The sequence below is a fragment of the Mycobacterium sp. ML4 genome (assembly GCF_054515735.1).
Map to the genome: position 1 here is coordinate 150783 of NZ_JBTNSY010000012.1, position 15623 is coordinate 166405.

A 15623-nucleotide genomic window follows, 5' to 3' on the forward strand; every position below is an offset into this window, starting at 1 on the left:
AGCATGTTCAGCGCGCCCAGCCCGAAAGCCGGTGCGCAGCGCGGCGGGCGGAGCGACCCGGGGTCGGGTCCAGGGCCGCCCGGGCGGCCGCGGCGCGCACCAGCCAGCTGTTCAGCGAGGCGCCGTCGCGACGGGCGGCCGCCTCGATGTGCGCCTTCAACCCTTCCGGCAACCGGAGGGTCACGCGCCAGATGCTGCCGTCATCGTCGTAGTGGGCGACGAATGCGTTGTCGTCGGTGTTGTCGAGTGCTTGCTCATCGGGTGGTGAATTGACGACGAACTCCGGATCGCGCCCGCGCAACCGGAGCTCGACAGACCCCGGCGCCAGCTCGCCGGTGATTTCCTCGGCGGCGGCCGACAGCGCCTCCAGCAACGCCAGCCGCAGCGCGGACTCCAAGGGAGCGGTCAACCGCTCGGCCAGCTCTTGTGCGTACGCCCCGGCGGCCGAAGCGGCCACCTTCAGCTCGTTGCGCACAGCATCGACGTAGCACTGCAATTCCATTAGCGTCATGATGACACCATTATGGTGTCAATTACAAGCGGTCTGGTGTCTGTGTGGTGTCAACTCTGCGCCGGCGACGGAACCAGGTACCGGCCAGTGCGCTCCCCAGAGCGACCGTCAGCGCCACCACCCACGGCCATCCGCCGTGCGTATGCACCCATCCGGCGAGCGCGCCCTGCACACGGCCGGCGGCGGTGATCACGCCGTCTTCGGGATCGCCGTTCGCGGCGAACAGTCGCACTTCGTACACGCCGTAGTAACCGACATACGCCCCCACCAGCACCAGCAGCACACCGCTGATCCGGTTGACAAAGGGCAGCACTGCCCGCATCCGCTCGACCAGGGTGGATCGGGCGGTCGCCGCCGCGACAGCCAGCACTCCGACGACCAGCGTCAGCCCCGCGACGTAGGCGACATAGACCGCGACACCGCCCACTAGCGAGCCACCTCGCAGGCCCGCGCCGGTGACAGCCAGGAACGGGCCGATGGTGCACGACAGCGAGGCGATCGCGTAGCTGACGCCGTATCCGTAGAAGGAGCCCAGTCGCGCGGTCGGGGCCCAGCGCGGGCCGACGGGCGCCAGCGCCGTCAACTCCCGGCCCGACAGCAGCCACACACCCAGCACGATCAGCACGACACCGATCGCGACCGTCACATAGGGCAGGTATCGCTGGACCGCCGAGGCCGCCGAGATGGTCAGCGCGCCGAACACACCGAAGACGGTCATAAACCCCAGCGCCATCCCCAGGGTGGCCACCAGCGCCCGTCCAACGGCACCGAGCGGGCTTGCCGGTTGCCGTCCCCGAATCACCAGCAGCAGATAGGCGGGAAGCAAGGCGAATCCGCACGGGTTCAGCGCGGCCACCAAACCGGCGGCGAAGGCCAGCCCGACCAGGGTGTGATCCACCCTCAGGACGTCAGGGCAGCGACCCGGCCCTGCAGTTCCTGCTGCGACATGGCCGAGGTGGTGTTGTTGACGAAGGTGGAGGAGCCGTCGGCACGATAGAACACCCAGGCCGGCTGCCAGGGCACGTTGTACCGCGCCCAGATCGCACCGTCGGCGTCGTTCAGGTTGGGGAAGTTCAGACCATATTTCGATATGAAGCCCTGCATCTGGCCCACGTCTGAATGAGCCGCGATGCCGACGAAGGAGACGCCCGGGTTGGCTGCCGCCACCTGGCTGAGACCGGGCGCCTCGGCGTTGCAGAACGGGCAGAACGGGGTCCAGAACCACAGGACGGCGGGCTTACCCTGCAGGCCGGCACCGTTGAAGGGGGCACCGCTGACGGTGGTGCCGGTGAAATTCAGGCGGTCATCGGCCGCCAGCGCGCGCGGCGCGGCAGCCAGCCCGAGCATGACGGCAACCGCCGCCGCGGCAGCGAGAATCTTCAGCGGGGACAACAGTTTCATTGCGGACCTCATTCGGGGGGGTTTCTGCCTTGACGACGTATTGCCCACCGGGGATGGTTCAACACCTCGCCCGGTCACGTCATCGACGCTGAAAGATCGCAGGACGGGATACTTGAACTGTCGCCGCAGATTTTCAGGCTCGGCACCGGCGGCCTGTGCTCCAGCTACCCGCCTCCGGCGGCCAGCTGTCCACACGCCCAACCCAAAGGCCTGTGCTCCAGCTACCCGCCTCCGGCGGCCAGCTGTCCACATGCCGCTGCGATCTCGCGGCCGCGGGTATCCCGCACCGTACACGAAACACCCTGCGCGCGAACGCGTTTGACGAACTCACGCTCCACCGGCTTGGGGCTGGCATCCCAATCGCTACCCGGGGTCGGATTCAGCGGGATCAGGTTCATGTGCGCCAGCGGGCCCAGCGACCGGTGTAACCGCTTGCCGAGCAGGTCGGCCCGCCAGGGTTGATCGTTCACGTCGCGGATCAGCGCGTATTCGATCGACACCCGCCGACCGGTCACGTCGGCGTAGTAGCGGGCAGCCTCGAGCACCTCGTTGATCCTCCACCGGTTGTTGACCGGCACCAGCGTGTCGCGCAGCTCGTCGTCGGGCGCATGCAGCGACAACGCCAGCGTCACCCCGAGCCGCTCGTCGGCCAGCTTCCGGATCGCCGGAGCCAGTCCCACCGTCGATACCGTCACCGAACGTGCGGAGATCCCGAAGCCGGACGGCGGCGGCTCGGTGATCCGGCGCACCGCTGCCACCACTCGCCCGTAGTTGGCCAGCGGCTCCCCCATGCCCATGAACACCACGTTCGACAGCCGCTGCGGATCGGGACCGAAGTCGTCACGCAGTGTGACCGCTGCCGACCGGACCTGTTCGAGGATCTCGGCGGTCGACAGGTTGCGGGTCAGCCCACCCTGCCCGGTGGCACAGAACGGGCATGCCATGCCGCAGCCGGCCTGCGAGGAGATGCACACGGTGTTGCGTTGCGGGTATCGCATCAGCACCGACTCGACGGTGGCGCCATCACCCGCCCGCCACAACGTCTTACGGGTCTGGCCGGCATCGCAGGTGACCTCGCGCGTCGCTGTCAGCAGCACGGGGAACATGGTCACCGCGACGGCGTCGCGCACCGCTGCCGGGAGATCGGTCATCTGGTGCGGGTCAGCGATCAACCGCCGGTAATACTGGTTCGCCAGTTGTTTGGCCCGGAATGCCGGCAAGCCCAGTTCGGCGACGGCGTCCGCCCGGCCGGCGGCGTCGAGGTCGGCGAGATGCCGCGGCGGCTTACCGCGGCGGGGCGCCTCGAACACCAGTTGTTGGACCATGACCAGTCCAGTATCAGGGCAACAGGGTCAGAACGGTCCACGCCGCAACCGCGGACGGCAGGATGCCATCGAGCCGGTCCATCAGCCCGCCGTGGCCGGGTAGCAGCCGGCCCATGTCCTTGATGCCCAGATCACGCTTGACCTGGGACTCGATCAGGTCGCCCAGCGTTGTGGTGAGCACGAACAGCAGACCCAGCAGTGCGCCCACCCACCAGGTTTTGCCGGCCATGAAGGTCGCGGTCAGGATCGTCGCGGTAATGCCGCAGACCAGCGAACCGGCGAAGCCTTCCCAGGACTTCTTGGGGCTGATCCTGGGAACCATCGGGTGCTTGCCGAACAGTGCACCCACGGCGTAGCCGCCGGTGTCCGAGCTCACGACGGCCAACATCATGCAGAACACCCAGCCCGTGCCGTGTCGGGGGTCGTAGACCAGCATCGCGGCGAACGACGCGAACAGCGGAACCCAGGCACCCAAAAACACCGTGGCCGACACGTCGCGCAGATAGTTGCTCGACGGCGGCATCCCGCCGGTAGGTCCACCCTGATCAGCCACGACCCGCTTGTCGTGGATGAACAGTCGCCAGATCATGCAGACCACTACCATGCCGCCGAAGCCGGCCAGCGCGCCGACGGCGCGATACGGCCAGGTCAGCCAGACCGTGACCTGCCCGCCGATCAGCAGGGGAATGACCGGAATCAGATACCCGGCCTCGCGCAGCCGCCGGACCACCTCGTGGCTGGCCACCAGCGCGGCCAGGGCGCAGTACACCACCCAGACATGCGGAAACCACAGCAGCGTCGCAATGAGGACGGCGCCGATGCTGGCACCCACGGCGATCGCTGCGGGCAGATCGCGCCCGGCTCGGGACGCTTTCTTCGCCGGCTTCGCAACCGGGGTCGCTGACACGCCGACCGGTTCGTCGGACGTGCTGCCGGAGCCGGCATCGGTGGTAGCCACGGACTTCAATGGACGGAGCTGCTGTGTGGTCGCTAGACCTCCAGCAACTCGCCTTCTTTGTGTTTGACCAGTTCGTCGATCTGAGCGACGTACTGGTGGGTGGCCTTCTCCAGGTCTTTCTCCGCGCGACCGACCTCGTCCTCGCCGGCCTCGCCGTCCTTGCGGATCCGGTGCAACTCCTCCATCGCCTTGCGGCGGATGTTGCGCACCGAGACCCGGGCATCCTCCCCCTTGGCCTTCGCCTGCTTGACCAGTTCGCGCCGGCGCTCCTCGGTGAGTTGCGGTATCGCCACCCGGATGATCGTGCCGTCGTTGGTGGGGTTCACGCCCAGATCCGAATTGCGGATCGCCGTCTCGATGGCATTCAGCTGGCTGGCCTCGTAGGGCTTGATGACAACCATCCGCGCCTCGGGGACATTGATGCTGGCCAACTGGGTGATCGGGGTCATCGCACCGTAGTAGTCGATGACGATCCGTGAGAACATGCCGGGATTCGCGCGGCCGGTCCGGATGGTCGACAGGTCGTCGCGGGCCACCGACACGGCCTTCTCCATCTTCTCTTCGGCATCGAACAGGGCCTCGTCAATCATGTGCGCCGCTCCTTCCCCCGCAAGCAGGTAGTGCCCCCGCATCGCTGCTCGTTGCATCGTCGCAAGCGCGGATCATTGTGCGTCTTCCCGTCAGGTGGTGACCAGCGTCCCGATCTTCTCACCCGCGACCGCTCGGGCGATATTGCCGTCGGTCAGCAGGTTGAACACCAGGATCGGCATGCCATTGTCCATACACAGACTGAACGCGGTGGCATCGGCTACCCGCAGGCCGCGATCGATGACCTCGCGGTGGCTGATCGCGGTGAGCAACTCGGCGTCAGGATCCTCACGCGGGTCCGAGGCGAACACGCCGTCAACCGCCTTGGCCATCAGCACCACGTCGGCACCGATCTCCAAGGCCCGCTGCGCGGCGGTGGTGTCGGTGGAGAAGTAGGGCAGGCCCATCCCGGCGCCGAAGATGACCACCCGGCCCTTCTCCAGGTGTCGCACGGCTCGCAGCGGCAGGTACGGTTCGGCCACCTGACCCATGGTGATGGCGGTCTGGACTCGGGTGGCAATGCCTTCTTTCTCCAGGAAGTCCTGCAGCGCAAGGCTATTCATCACTGTGCCGAGCATGCCCATGTAGTCCGACCGGGTTCGCTCCATGCCGCGCTGTTGCAACTGAGCCCCGCGGAAGAAGTTGCCGCCCCCGATCACCACGGCAACCTGCACGCCGCCGCGGACCACCTCGGCGATCTGCCGGGCCACCTGCGCTACGACATCGGGATCGAGTCCGACCTGGCCGCCGCCGAACATCTCGCCACCCAGCTTCAGCAGCACCCGCGAATATTTGGACGACGAGCCGTTGGCGCTGGTCCTCGGTGCCGCCGAGCCAGCGGCGTCGGGCTCCTTGGACTCCGTCATCAGTCTCCTCGCATGAGAGCGCCATCCCGGCCACCACCCCGGAACGGCGCTTATCATCCTGCCTCATAACCCGGCTTTGGCGTGGGCGGGGTGCACAAAGCGCACTGCGAATGTTTGATTCGCCGGGGGTTCGGGAAATCGCTGCAGGCGGCGATGGACGCGTCTTGAGAAGAAGGGCCTGCATCGCCAGGTGGGCGGTCGCTCGTCGATCGGTGAATTCACAGCAAAGGAAAACCATGGCAGACAGCAACTCGGGACCCGCTGAAGCAGTCAAAGGAATCGTCGAGGACGTCAAGGGCAAGGCCAAGGAAGCCATCGGGACCGTGACCGGTCGCGGCGAACTGGTCAACGAGGGTGAAGCCCAGCAGGACAAGGCAAAGGCTCAGCGCGATGCGGCGAAGAAGGAAGCTCAGGCAGAGGCCGCTCGCGGCGCCGCCGACGTCGCCGAGCAGCGCCAAAAGGCCAACCAGTAGAACTTGTTTCGAGGATGGGCCCGGTCCGTACTCAGGGACCGGGCCCATCGAACATTCGCCGAACTCCTTGTTCTGCAATAACCGCGGTAACAACAATGGAATAATGACGGCCGTACGGAGTGGGCGATTTTCGTTCGGGGCAGCATCTCCAGCAGAGATGACAAACGGGTCGGGGGTCGGGGGATTGTCGGCGGGACTGCGGGCTTGACCCTCAGAAGGTTTGGAGATCGCGGTTGGATGTACTTCTGCTTACCAATGATCCCGACTTCCAGTCCGCCTTGCCCATGCTGGAGACGTTTGCCCTTACCGTGAATGTCGCACCGCTGGGCGACGGCGATGTCCGGCTGACCGACGCAGCAGATGTCGCGATCGTCGATGCGCGCTCGGATCTGGTGGCCGCCCGGCGCGCCTGCCGGCATCTGACGGCAAACCGGCCGGCACTGGCCGTCGTGGCCGTGGTGACGCCGGCCGACTTTGCGGAAGTGGACGTCGACTGGAACTTCGACGACGTGCTGCTGGCCGCGGCCGGGGCCGCTGAGCTGCAGGCACGTTTGCGCCTGGCCATCACGCGCCGGCGCAAGGCCGTCGGTGGCACGCTGCAGTTCGGTGACCTCCTGCTGCACCCGGCCAGCTACACGGCGTCCCTGGAGGGCAAAGATCTGGGGCTGACCCTTACCGAGTTCAAACTGCTGAATTTCCTTGTGCAGCATGCAGGCCGGGCGTTCAGCCGGACGCGCCTCATGCACGAGGTATGGGGTTATGAGGGCAACAGCAGGGTGCGCACCGTCGACGTGCATGTGCGGCGGTTACGAGCGAAACTGGGCACCGCGCACGAGTCGATGGTCGACACCGTGCGCGGCGTGGGTTACATGGCGGTTTCTCCGCCCCAGCCGCGCTGGATCGTCGGCGAACCGGTGCTCAACCCGGTATGGACCGGACTGGACAAGGATTCAGTAGCCCGGTGATGCCTCAGCCGAAAACGGGCAGCGCGCGTTTGCGCGCGAGTGCATCCATGCCTCGCTGAATGCTGTTTTGCACCTCGCGGTATTTGGCGTCGACGTAGTCGTCGTCCTCGGCACGCTCAGGGTCGTGATCCACTTCGATGGGGGGCATGAACCGCGTTCTGATCTTTGCCGGCAGCGGCAGCTGTGGAAGTGCTGCCGGCGCGATTCCCCAGGGCAACGAAATCGCGACCGGGAACACCTTGAGGCGCAGCAGCTTGTCCAGTCGCAACATGCGCGACAGCCGGTCGCCTCGGATGAGCACCGGCATGGCGTCGGCGCCACCCACGGTGGCGATGGGCACGATCGGGACGCCCGCGCGGATCGCCATCTTCACAAACCCCTTGCGGCCAGCGAGGATTGCCCGGTCTCGTTCCCTCCAGGGCCGAAGGGAGTCCACCTCACCGCCGGGCCACAACGCCACGTCTCGGCCCTCAGCCAGTGCGGTGGCGATCGCGTCCGGCGCCGCCGGCAGGACACCCATCGCGCGGAAGTAACGGCCGATGCCCGGAATGGCCATCAACGCGTCGTGCGCCGTGCCGTGCAGCGGGCGTTCGGGGCCGAACCGTCGCCACCATTGCAGGCCGACGGTCCACGCGTCCCACACGAACGGCGCGCCCGAATGGATGCCGATCAGCAGCACCGGCGCCTGCCCCACGTTCTCCCAGCCGTCGATCTCCATGCGGAACCAGTAGTCCACCAGCGCATTCCAGAAGAACTTCTGCCGGTGCATGGTGGCCTCGTCCTGGCCCTCCAGATCCCATTCGCCAGCGCGTTTGGCGACCCACCCGCCGACGCCACCGTCCTTGTCGCCGCGTTTCTCCGCCATCGCGGCGCGGGCTTCCTGCGCGTGCCGGCGCGCCTGCTCGCGTACTTCTTCGGGCCGGTGATCAGTGGTGTGGGTCATACCGTGCTCATACCCAATTCATGCACAAACGACCCACATCGGGCATTTTGTGCCGCAAACAGCAACCTCCCCGCGCCACGGCGTGGCGCGGGGAGGGACCGGACACTGTTAACTCTGTTGCATCGTGGCCTCGGGCGTCATGCCGGGCGACGGGTTGGGCTGACCGGGAGCCGGGTTCGGCTGGCCGGGCGAGGTGTTGGGCTGCTGGCCCGGAACCGTGTTCGGCGCCGGGGCGCCGGCCGAATTGGTTGCCCACACCAGCACATCCTGCACTCCGTCGTTGTAGACGACCTCGTTCGGTGGCGCGCCCGTCACGTCGAAATAGACCTTGCCGGTCGCGGTACCGCCCTGGGTGATCGGCGCGGGGCTGAGGCCCTGCGGGGTGGCCGGCACGCTGATCACGCGGTAGTTCTGGTCGCCGGCGCGAGCGTTGAAGTTGGACACGACGGGTGTCACGACGCCGCTGTTGGCGCGAGCACTGACGTCGACCTGCCACAGCTGGCCCTGCGGGGTGTAGCCCGGAATGGTCACGCTCGCGGGCTGCAGGTTACTGACGGTGTAGGCGGTGACCAGCGGGCCGTCGACCAATGCCTGCGGTGTGCCGAGACCTTCGGGTACGCCGGGCGTCGCCGAAGCAGCAGCCGCGCCGAATAGGCTCACCGCGGCAATTCCCGCGGCAGCAATGGCTCTTTTTGCAGTGGTGGTTGGGGTGAACTTCACGCTGAATCCTCTCCGTTGGTGTCGTTCCAGGCGGTGCGCGCCCTTGCGCCGAGCGCTCAACCGCACCCGGTTCGCATTGCCCGCGCCGTCCACCCCCAAACACCACGACGTCACGAAATTACCCTGTCCAACGGTCTGACCTGGTGAAACAACGCCGATTTGATTTGGACCACACTTCTTTGACTGCCCACTTGCGCAACATGGGTATCGATTGTCACTTGACGCAATCGCGTACATCGCCGAATGGAGATAGGTGGCACGAGCTGTGCGACTGCCGCACTTGAGAAATGGACCGAGCTAAGCCGAGGCGAAATTCGTGGTCGGATGAAAGTCTTTACGGCAGGCCATGTTCACCGCGTGTGATTACGACTCATCGGGGCCGGATCCGTCGCGCACCTTGCCCGCTGCGCGGTAGCCCGGTGCGGGCCGGCGCCGGTCATATGTCAATATCCCTGACATGTCCTCGCTCGGCGACGCTCCGCTCGGATACCTGCTGTACCGGGTCACCGCCGTGCTGCGACCGGAGGTGTCGGCCGCGTTGAGCTCGCTGGGACTGACGTTGCCGGAATTCGTATGCCTGCGCAGCCTGTCGCTGGCGCCGGGGTCATCGAGCGCCGAACTGGCGCGGCACGCGGGAGTCACGCCTCAGGCAATGAACACGGTGCTTCGCAAACTCGAAGAACTCGGGGTGGTGACCCGACCGGCCTCGGTGTCCTCCGGCCGTGCTCTGCCGGCGTCACTGACCGGGCAGGGCCAGGCGCTGCTGCAGCGGGCAGAGGCCGTCGTGCGCGCCGCCGACACTCGCATCCTCGCGCGCCTAACCCAGTCTCAGCAGCGCGAGTTCAAGACCATGCTCGAAAAGCTTGGATCAGACTGACTGGCTCTGGATCCGCGCCCACGGCCGGGCCTCTTCAAGTTCATAGGCCAACGCCAGCAGCCGCGCCTCGTGACCGATGTCGGCGGCAAACATCATCCCCACCGGCAGTCCGTCCGCGGACTGGGCCAGCGGCAGCGAGATGGCCGGATCACCGGTGACGTTCTGCAGCGGGGTGAAAGCGACCCAGTCGATCAGCCGGTCAATGACCTGGTGATAGTCGGTGGGCGCCAGGTAGCCGACCGAGGGCGTCGGCTCGGCGAGCGTCGGGGTGAGCAGGATGTCGTAGCCACTGAAGAACCGGGCGCTACGCCGTCGCAGCCCGCGCAGCCGCGCGATAGCCAGCGGGAGCCGGTGGATGTTGGCTCTGGTGTGCCGGGCCAGCCCCAGCGTCAGGTTGTCCAGCCGCGCCCGGTCGAAGGTGTCGCCAAACAGACGGCGTCCGCTGGCCACCTGCGCGAAAGCAAGGAATCCCCAGTACAGGACGAAATCGCCGACGAAGCTGGCCGGCACCCAGTCGTTGTCGATGTAATCGACGCGGTGTCCCAGCTCTTCGAGCAGAGCAGCCGACTTCAGGGTGAGTTCCCTGACCTCGGGACGAGCCTCACGCCGCACCGAACTGGTCACGACAGCGATCTTGAACCGCCGCTTGCCCGGTTGCGCCACGTCACCGATCGGCGGCAGTTTGGGATTGCGCCATAGACGTTCGGCCTCCCGGTAGAACGCGGCGGTGTCGCGCACCGAGCGGGTCAGCACACCGTTGGCGACGATGCCCACCGGCAAGCGTCGGTACTGGGGATCCAGCGGCATCCGCCCGCGCGACGGCTTGAGTCCGATCAGACCGTTGCACGCCGCGGGAATCCGGATGGAACCGCCGCCGTCGTTGGCGTGCGCGATGGGCACCACCCCGGCCGCCACGAACGCCCCGGACCCCGATGACGAGGCGCCGGCGGTGTGGTCGGTGTTCCAGGGATTACGGACCGGCCCCAGGCGCGGATGCTCGGCGGCGGCGCTGAACCCGAACTCCGACAGCTGGGTTTTGCCCAGCGATATCAGCCCGGTGTCCAGCACTACCCGGGTGACCGCGCTGTCCGCGCTCGCCGGACGCGGCTCCCAGGCGTCGGTACCGTTCATCGTCGGCTGCCCGACGACGTCGATGTTGTCCTTGATCAGCGTCGGCACTCCGGCGAAGTAACCGCCACGGGGTTGTCCCGCCGCAGCCCTGGCCGCGTCGAAAGCCTGATAGGCCAGGCCGTTCAACTCCGGGTTGACGGCCTCGGCGCGTGCGATCGCGGCCTCGATGACCTCGGCCCGGCCCACGCGGCCGGCCCTGATCGCATCAGCCAGGCCGACCGCGTCCAGTTCGCCGAGGGCATCGTCGCCGAAAGCGTGTACGCGGGCCATGTCGTCGCGCCCGCTAGGCCTGGCCCACCTCGAAGCGCACGAATCGGGTCACCGTGACCCCGGCCTCGTCGAGCAGCGCCTTGACGGACTTCTTGTTATCGGACACCGACGGCTGTTCGAGCAGCACTGCGTCCTTGAAGAAGCCGTTGAGGCGGCCCTCGACGATCTTGGGCAGCGCCTGCTCCGGTTTGCCCTCGGCCTTCGCCGTCTCCTCGGCGATGCGGCGCTCGCTGGCCACCACCTCTTCGGGCACGTCGTCGCGGGACAGATAGCGGGCCTTGAGCGCGGCGATCTGCAGGGCGACCGAGTGCGCGGCGTCGTTGTTTTCACCTGTGAACTCGACGAGCACACCGACGGCCGGCGGCAGGTCCGCCGCCCGCTTGTGCAGGTAGGTTTCGACGTTGCCGTCGAAGTACTGCACGCGGCGCAGCTCCAGCTTCTCCCCGATCTTGGCCGACAACTCGGCGATGGCCTGCTCGACCGTCTTGTCACCGATGCTGGCCGCCTTCAGGCTCTCGACGTCGGTGGCCTTGGATTCCAGGGCGGCGTTGACGACCTGGTCGGCCAGGGCCTGGAATTCCGCGTTCTTGGCGACGAAGTCGGTCTCGGAGTTCAGCTCGATCAGCGCGCCCTGCTTAGCGGCGACCAGGCCCTCGGCCGTCGCGCGCTCGGCGCGCTTGCCGACGTCCTTGGCGCCCTTGATGCGCAGCGCCTCGACGGCCTTGTCGAAGTCGCCGTCGGAGTCCGCCAGCGCGTTCTTGCAGTCCAGCATTCCAGCACCGGTCAGCTCCCGAAGTCGCTTGACGTCGGCTGGGGTGAAATTCGCCAATGCTCAGCCTTTCCTAGGATGCATCTGTGGTTGATTCGGTTGTGCCGCTTGAGGCTTCGGTGGCGGCGGCGGTGGCCGCGGCACCGGCGAGCAGTTCCTGCTCCCACTCGGGGAGCGGCTCGGCCGCCAGCGAGTCTGAAGCCTCCGGCTTACCGTCGCCGCGACCCAGACCGGCGCGGGCCTGCAGGCCCTCGGCGACCGCGGAGGCGATCACCTTGGTCAGCAGCGCGGCCGAGCGGATCGCGTCGTCGTTGCCCGGGATCGGGTAATCGACCTCGTCCGGGTCGCAGTTGGTGTCCAGGATCGCGATCACCGGGATGCCCAGCTTGCGTGCCTCGCCGACGGCGATGTGCTCTTTGTTGGTGTCGACGACCCAGATCGCCGAGGGCACCTTGGCCATGTCCCTGATCCCACCCAGGGACCGCTCCAATTTGTTCTTCTCGCGGGTCAGCATCAAGATTTCTTTCTTGGTGCGACCCTCGAAACCACCCGTCTGCTCCATCGCCTCCAGCTCCTTGAGGCGCTGCAGGCGCTTGTGCACGGTGGAGAAGTTGGTGAGCATGCCGCCCAGCCAGCGCTGGTTCACGTACGGCATGCCGACGCGGGTCGCCTCGGCCGCGACGGATTCCTGTGCCTGCTTCTTGGTGCCGACGAACATGACGCTGCCACCGTGGGCGACGGTCTCCTTGACGAACTCGTAGGCCTTGTCGATGTAGGTCAGCGTCTGCTGCAGGTCGATGATGTAGATGCCGTTGCGGTCGGTGAAGATGAACCGCTTCATCTTGGGATTCCAGCGACGGGTCTGATGCCCGAAGTGGGTGCCGCTGTCAAGCAGCTGCTTCATGGTTACAACAGCCATGGCGATGCCAGCTTTCAGTGTCGGTTGTCGCCCGGCATCGGTTGAGACCGGGGCCCTGGCGTCTGCCGCGATGCCGAACCCGCGTCCGGGGACTAACGGGACCGCTCGGCATACTGGTGCGGACCCTTGACAACGGGGCCGCGTGCAGGCGCGCGAAGTCAGCCCGCTTTCACGAGCTGCGTTGAGGAGTTTACACCGCGACTGCGGGTGATTTTTCCCGCCGCCCACATCGGGGCCGGTGCGTCCACAGCCCGGCTCTGGCGACTGGCGGGGTCGTCGCCCCCGCCGTGGACTGAGCTGGTGCGCTGGGTCCTGGTGGGGCTGTTCGTGTTGTGGGTGCTGCTCAACGCGCCGCCCGCGGATGCCGCCGGCGGCCGGCTGGAATGGCCGCTGCGTCCCCCGCCGGCGGTGACGCGGGCGTTCGACGCTCCGTCGCCCAATTGGCAGCCCGGGCACCGCGGCGTGGATCTGGCGGGCGGTCCGGGCCAGCCGGTGTATGCCGCGGGAGATGCGACGGTGGTGTTCGCCGGCCTGCTGGCGGGCCGTCCGGTGGTGTCGCTGGCCCACCCCGGCGGCCTGCACACCAGCTACGAGCCGGTGCGCGCGAGGGTGCGGACCGGTCAGGCGGTGGCATCGGGCAGCGTGGTCGGCGAATTGCTGGCGGGCCACGCCGGCTGCCCCGCGGTGGCGTGTCTGCACTGGGGTGCGATGTGGGGTCCGGCGTCGCGAGCCGACTACGTCGACCCAATGGGACTGCTCGCATCGACGCCGGTGCGGCTCAAGCCGCTCGACGCGGGCTAGGCGCGTGGGTGCGCCTGGTCGTGCACCGCCCGTAGCCGGGCGACAGCGACGTGGGTGTAGAGCTGAGTGGTGGCCAGGCTCGAATGGCCGAGCAGCTCCTGCACCACCCGCAAGTCGGCTCCCCCTTCGAGCAAATGGGTGGCCGCGCTGTGCCGCAGCCCGTGCGGCCCCATGTCGGGTGCTCCGTCCACCGCCGCGACGGTCTGGTGCACCACCGTGCGCGCCTGCCGTACGTCAAGCCGGCGGCCACGCGCACCCAGTAACAGCGCGGGCCCGGACTCGGCGGTGGCAAGCGCAGGCCGTCCGTCGGCCAGCCAGGCACCCAGTGCCTCGGCCGCGGGCTGCCCGAACGGCGCGGTGCGCTGCTTGTTGCCCTTCCCGAGTACCCGCACCAGCCGTTGCCCGGTGTCCCCGGCATCAATGTCGTCGACGTCCAGGCCGCACAGCTCACTCACCCGGATCCCGGTGGCGTACAACAGCTCGACGATCAGCCGGTCGCGTAGCGCCAGCGGATCACCCTGCTCCGCACCGGCTTTCGCGGCCGTCATCGCGGCCAGCGCCTGATCCTGCCGCAGCACCGAAGGCAGCGTGCGATGGGCTTTGGGCACCTGCAGGCGGGCGGCGGGATCGGTGGTCAGCAAGCCCTGCCGAGTCGCCCAGGCGGTGAATGCCTTGACCGAGGAGGTGCGGCGGGCCAGCGTCGTGCGGGCCGCACCCGCACCGGCGGCGGTGGCCAGCCACGACCGCAGCACCGGCAGGCTCAGGGCCTGCAGATCCGATCCGCGCGCGGCCAGGAAATCGAACAGCGAACGCAGGTCGCCGAGGTAGGCGCGACGGGTGTGCGCGGAGCGATTGCACTGCAGTTCCAGGTAGTCGTCGAATTCCTCGAGGACCGCATCGGCCTGACCGGGCATGCCCCAAACCTGGCAGACGCGGCGCTGTCTTTCAGAGGACGCGCCGCAATGTAGCCGGGGTGAGATCTTCCAGTGTCCGATAGCCGTCCACCGCCATTGTCAGATCCGCCTCGGCCAGCAGCATGCGCAGCACGTGGACGACACCGTCGACCCCGCCGAGCGCCAATCCATATGCGTACGGACGGCCGACGCCGACGGCGGAGGCGCCCAAAGCCAGCGCCTTGACCACGTCGGCGCCGCTGCGGATACCCGAGTCGAACAGCACCGGCAGCTCGCCGGCGGCTTCGACGACGGCGGGCAGGCAGTCCAGTGCCGGCAACCCGCCGTTGGCCTGCCGGCCGCCGTGGGTCGAGCAGTAGATCCCGTCGACGCCGCCGTCGATGGCACGCCGCGCGTCGTCTGGGTGACAGATGCCCTTGATGATCAGCGGCAGGTCGGTCAGCGACCGCAGCCATCCCAGGTCGTCCCAGGTCAAGGGGTTTCCGAAGGTCTGCGCCCAGGCCAGGACGGCGCCTTGTGAGTCTTCCTCGGGCGGGCGTTGCAGGCCGGCGCGAAAGACCGGGTCGCTGGTGTAATTGCTCAGGCAGTGCCCGCGCAGTTGCGGGAAGTTCGCGGTGCTCAGGTCGCGGGGGCGCCAGCCGGGAATCCAGGTGTCCAGGGTGACGATGATCGCCTTGTAGCCGGCGGCTTCGGCGCGCTGCACCAGGCTGGCGGCCAGGTCCCGGTCTTTGGGCGGGTAGAGCTGGAAGAAGCCGGGGGTGCCGCCGAATTGTGCGGCGACGTCTTCCATCGGGTCGGCGGTCAGTGTGGAGACGACCATCGGCACGCCGGTGCGGGCGGCCGCGCGTGCGGTCGCCAGGTCGCCGTGGCCGTCCTGAGCGCACAGGCCGATCACGCCGATTGGCGCCATGAACAGCGGCGACGGCAGGCTCAAGCCGAACAGCTGCACCGACAGGTCGCGTTCGACCGCGCCGACGAACATGCGCGGCATCAAACCCCAGCGATCGAACGCCTCCCGGTTGGCGCGCTGGGTGCGTTCGTCACCGGCTCCCCCGGCGACATACGACCACACCGACGGTGACATCGCCCGCTCGGCCCTGGCCTCCAGCTCGGCGAATGCCATCGGAAGCGAGGGCGCAACCCCGGCCAGACCCTGGAAGTAGATCTCGAGCTGATAGTCGCCGAATGCCAT

General features: G+C 67.5%; 17 protein-coding genes and 1 pseudogene. 4 read left to right on the top strand and 14 right to left on the bottom strand.

From position 1 onward, the window contains the following. Nucleotides 1–7 precede the first annotated feature (7 nt). The 7 genes from ACX9NE_RS15750 to pyrH all read right to left on the bottom strand — a co-directional run bounded on the left by ACX9NE_RS15750 (nt 8) and on the right by pyrH (nt 5649). Complete coding sequence (locus ACX9NE_RS15750) at nt 8–502, bottom strand: histidine kinase (RefSeq protein WP_459362352.1); 495 nt, start codon at nt 500–502, stop codon at nt 8–10. Between the two features lie 31 nt (nt 503–533). After that, a complete protein-coding gene (locus tag ACX9NE_RS15755) occupies nt 534–1409 on the bottom strand; it encodes a cytochrome c biogenesis CcdA family protein (protein WP_459362300.1) in 876 nt (291 codons plus the stop codon). Nucleotides 1410–1411: 2 nt separating this feature from the next. After that, the gene (locus ACX9NE_RS15760) at nt 1412–1924 is read right to left on the bottom strand and encodes a protein disulfide oxidoreductase (protein WP_459362301.1); all 513 of its coding nucleotides are present in this window, start codon (nt 1922–1924) and stop codon (nt 1412–1414) included. 209 nt (nt 1925–2133) lie between these two features. Next, nucleotides 2134–3237: a 23S rRNA (adenine(2503)-C(2))-methyltransferase RlmN gene (gene rlmN, locus ACX9NE_RS15765; protein WP_459362302.1), complete on the bottom strand. Its 1104-nt coding sequence runs from the start codon at nt 3235–3237 to the stop codon at nt 2134–2136. A 13-nt stretch (nt 3238–3250) separates the two neighbouring features. Continuing rightward, a complete protein-coding gene (locus ACX9NE_RS15770; protein WP_459362303.1) occupies nt 3251–4195 on the bottom strand; it encodes a phosphatidate cytidylyltransferase in 945 nt (314 codons plus the stop codon). 32 nt (nt 4196–4227) lie between these two features. Then, complete coding sequence (gene frr / locus ACX9NE_RS15775) at nt 4228–4785, bottom strand: ribosome recycling factor (RefSeq protein ID WP_459362304.1); 558 nt, start codon at nt 4783–4785, stop codon at nt 4228–4230. Between the two features lie 90 nt (nt 4786–4875). After that, nucleotides 4876–5649 (bottom strand): UMP kinase, encoded by a 774-nt coding sequence (gene pyrH / locus ACX9NE_RS15780; protein ID WP_459362305.1) that lies wholly within the window; start codon nt 5647–5649, stop codon nt 4876–4878. A 236-nt stretch (nt 5650–5885) separates the two neighbouring features. Here pyrH and mbp1 point away from each other — a divergent pair, with 236 nt between their 5' ends. Both mbp1 and ACX9NE_RS15790 read left to right on the top strand, forming a co-directional pair. Further along, on the top strand, nt 5886–6122 hold the full coding sequence (gene mbp1, locus ACX9NE_RS15785) for a microaggregate-binding protein 1 (RefSeq protein WP_459362306.1): 237 nt from the start codon (nt 5886–5888) through the stop codon (nt 6120–6122). A gap of 233 nt (nt 6123–6355) precedes the next feature. Next, nucleotides 6356–7087, top strand: coding sequence for a winged helix-turn-helix domain-containing protein (locus tag ACX9NE_RS15790; RefSeq protein ID WP_459362307.1), 732 nt, complete (start codon nt 6356–6358; stop codon nt 7085–7087). A gap of 4 nt (nt 7088–7091) precedes the next feature. On the opposite strand, the gene ACX9NE_RS15795 is transcribed toward ACX9NE_RS15790, so the two are convergent. Continuing rightward, nucleotides 7092–8030 (bottom strand): lysophospholipid acyltransferase family protein, encoded by a 939-nt coding sequence (locus ACX9NE_RS15795; protein ID WP_459362308.1) that lies wholly within the window; start codon nt 8028–8030, stop codon nt 7092–7094. Between the two features lie 108 nt (nt 8031–8138). Further along, on the bottom strand, nt 8139–8750 hold the full coding sequence (locus tag ACX9NE_RS15800) for an MPT63 family protein (RefSeq protein WP_459362309.1): 612 nt from the start codon (nt 8748–8750) through the stop codon (nt 8139–8141). A 457-nt stretch (nt 8751–9207) separates the two neighbouring features. Between ACX9NE_RS15800 and ACX9NE_RS15805 the strand changes: the two genes are divergently transcribed. Beyond that, the gene (locus tag ACX9NE_RS15805) at nt 9208–9627 is read left to right on the top strand and encodes a MarR family winged helix-turn-helix transcriptional regulator (RefSeq protein WP_459362310.1); all 420 of its coding nucleotides are present in this window, start codon (nt 9208–9210) and stop codon (nt 9625–9627) included. On the opposite strand, the gene ACX9NE_RS15810 is transcribed toward ACX9NE_RS15805, so the two are convergent. The 3 genes from ACX9NE_RS15810 to rpsB are packed head-to-tail and all read right to left on the bottom strand — an operon-like array spanning nt 9619 to nt 12716. Beyond that, nucleotides 9619–11028 carry an amidase gene (locus ACX9NE_RS15810; protein ID WP_459362311.1) on the bottom strand — a complete coding sequence of 470 codons (1410 nt, stop codon included), beginning with the start codon at nt 11026–11028 and terminating at the stop codon, nt 9619–9621. The genes ACX9NE_RS15805 and ACX9NE_RS15810 overlap by 9 nt on opposite strands. A 13-nt stretch (nt 11029–11041) precedes the next feature. Then, nucleotides 11042–11857 (bottom strand): translation elongation factor Ts, encoded by an 816-nt coding sequence (gene tsf, locus ACX9NE_RS15815; RefSeq protein ID WP_459362312.1) that lies wholly within the window; start codon nt 11855–11857, stop codon nt 11042–11044. A 13-nt stretch (nt 11858–11870) separates the two neighbouring features. Beyond that, nucleotides 11871–12716, bottom strand: a complete 846-nt coding sequence (gene rpsB / locus ACX9NE_RS15820) for a 30S ribosomal protein S2 (RefSeq protein ID WP_459362313.1) — start codon at nt 12714–12716, stop codon at nt 11871–11873. A gap of 321 nt (nt 12717–13037) precedes the next feature. Here rpsB and ACX9NE_RS15825 point away from each other — a divergent pair. After that, nucleotides 13038–13511 (top strand): annotated as a pseudogene (locus ACX9NE_RS15825) (M23 family metallopeptidase); the annotation flags it as partial. Nucleotides 13512–13513: 2 nt separating this feature from the next. Here the strand turns inward: ACX9NE_RS15825 and ACX9NE_RS15830 are convergent. Both ACX9NE_RS15830 and ACX9NE_RS15835 read right to left on the bottom strand, forming a co-directional pair. After that, nucleotides 13514–14431 carry a tyrosine recombinase XerC gene (locus ACX9NE_RS15830; protein ID WP_459362314.1) on the bottom strand — a complete coding sequence of 306 codons (918 nt, stop codon included), beginning with the start codon at nt 14429–14431 and terminating at the stop codon, nt 13514–13516. A 31-nt stretch (nt 14432–14462) separates the two neighbouring features. After that, nucleotides 14463–15623 (bottom strand): lactate 2-monooxygenase, encoded by a 1161-nt coding sequence (locus ACX9NE_RS15835; protein ID WP_459362315.1) that lies wholly within the window; start codon nt 15621–15623, stop codon nt 14463–14465.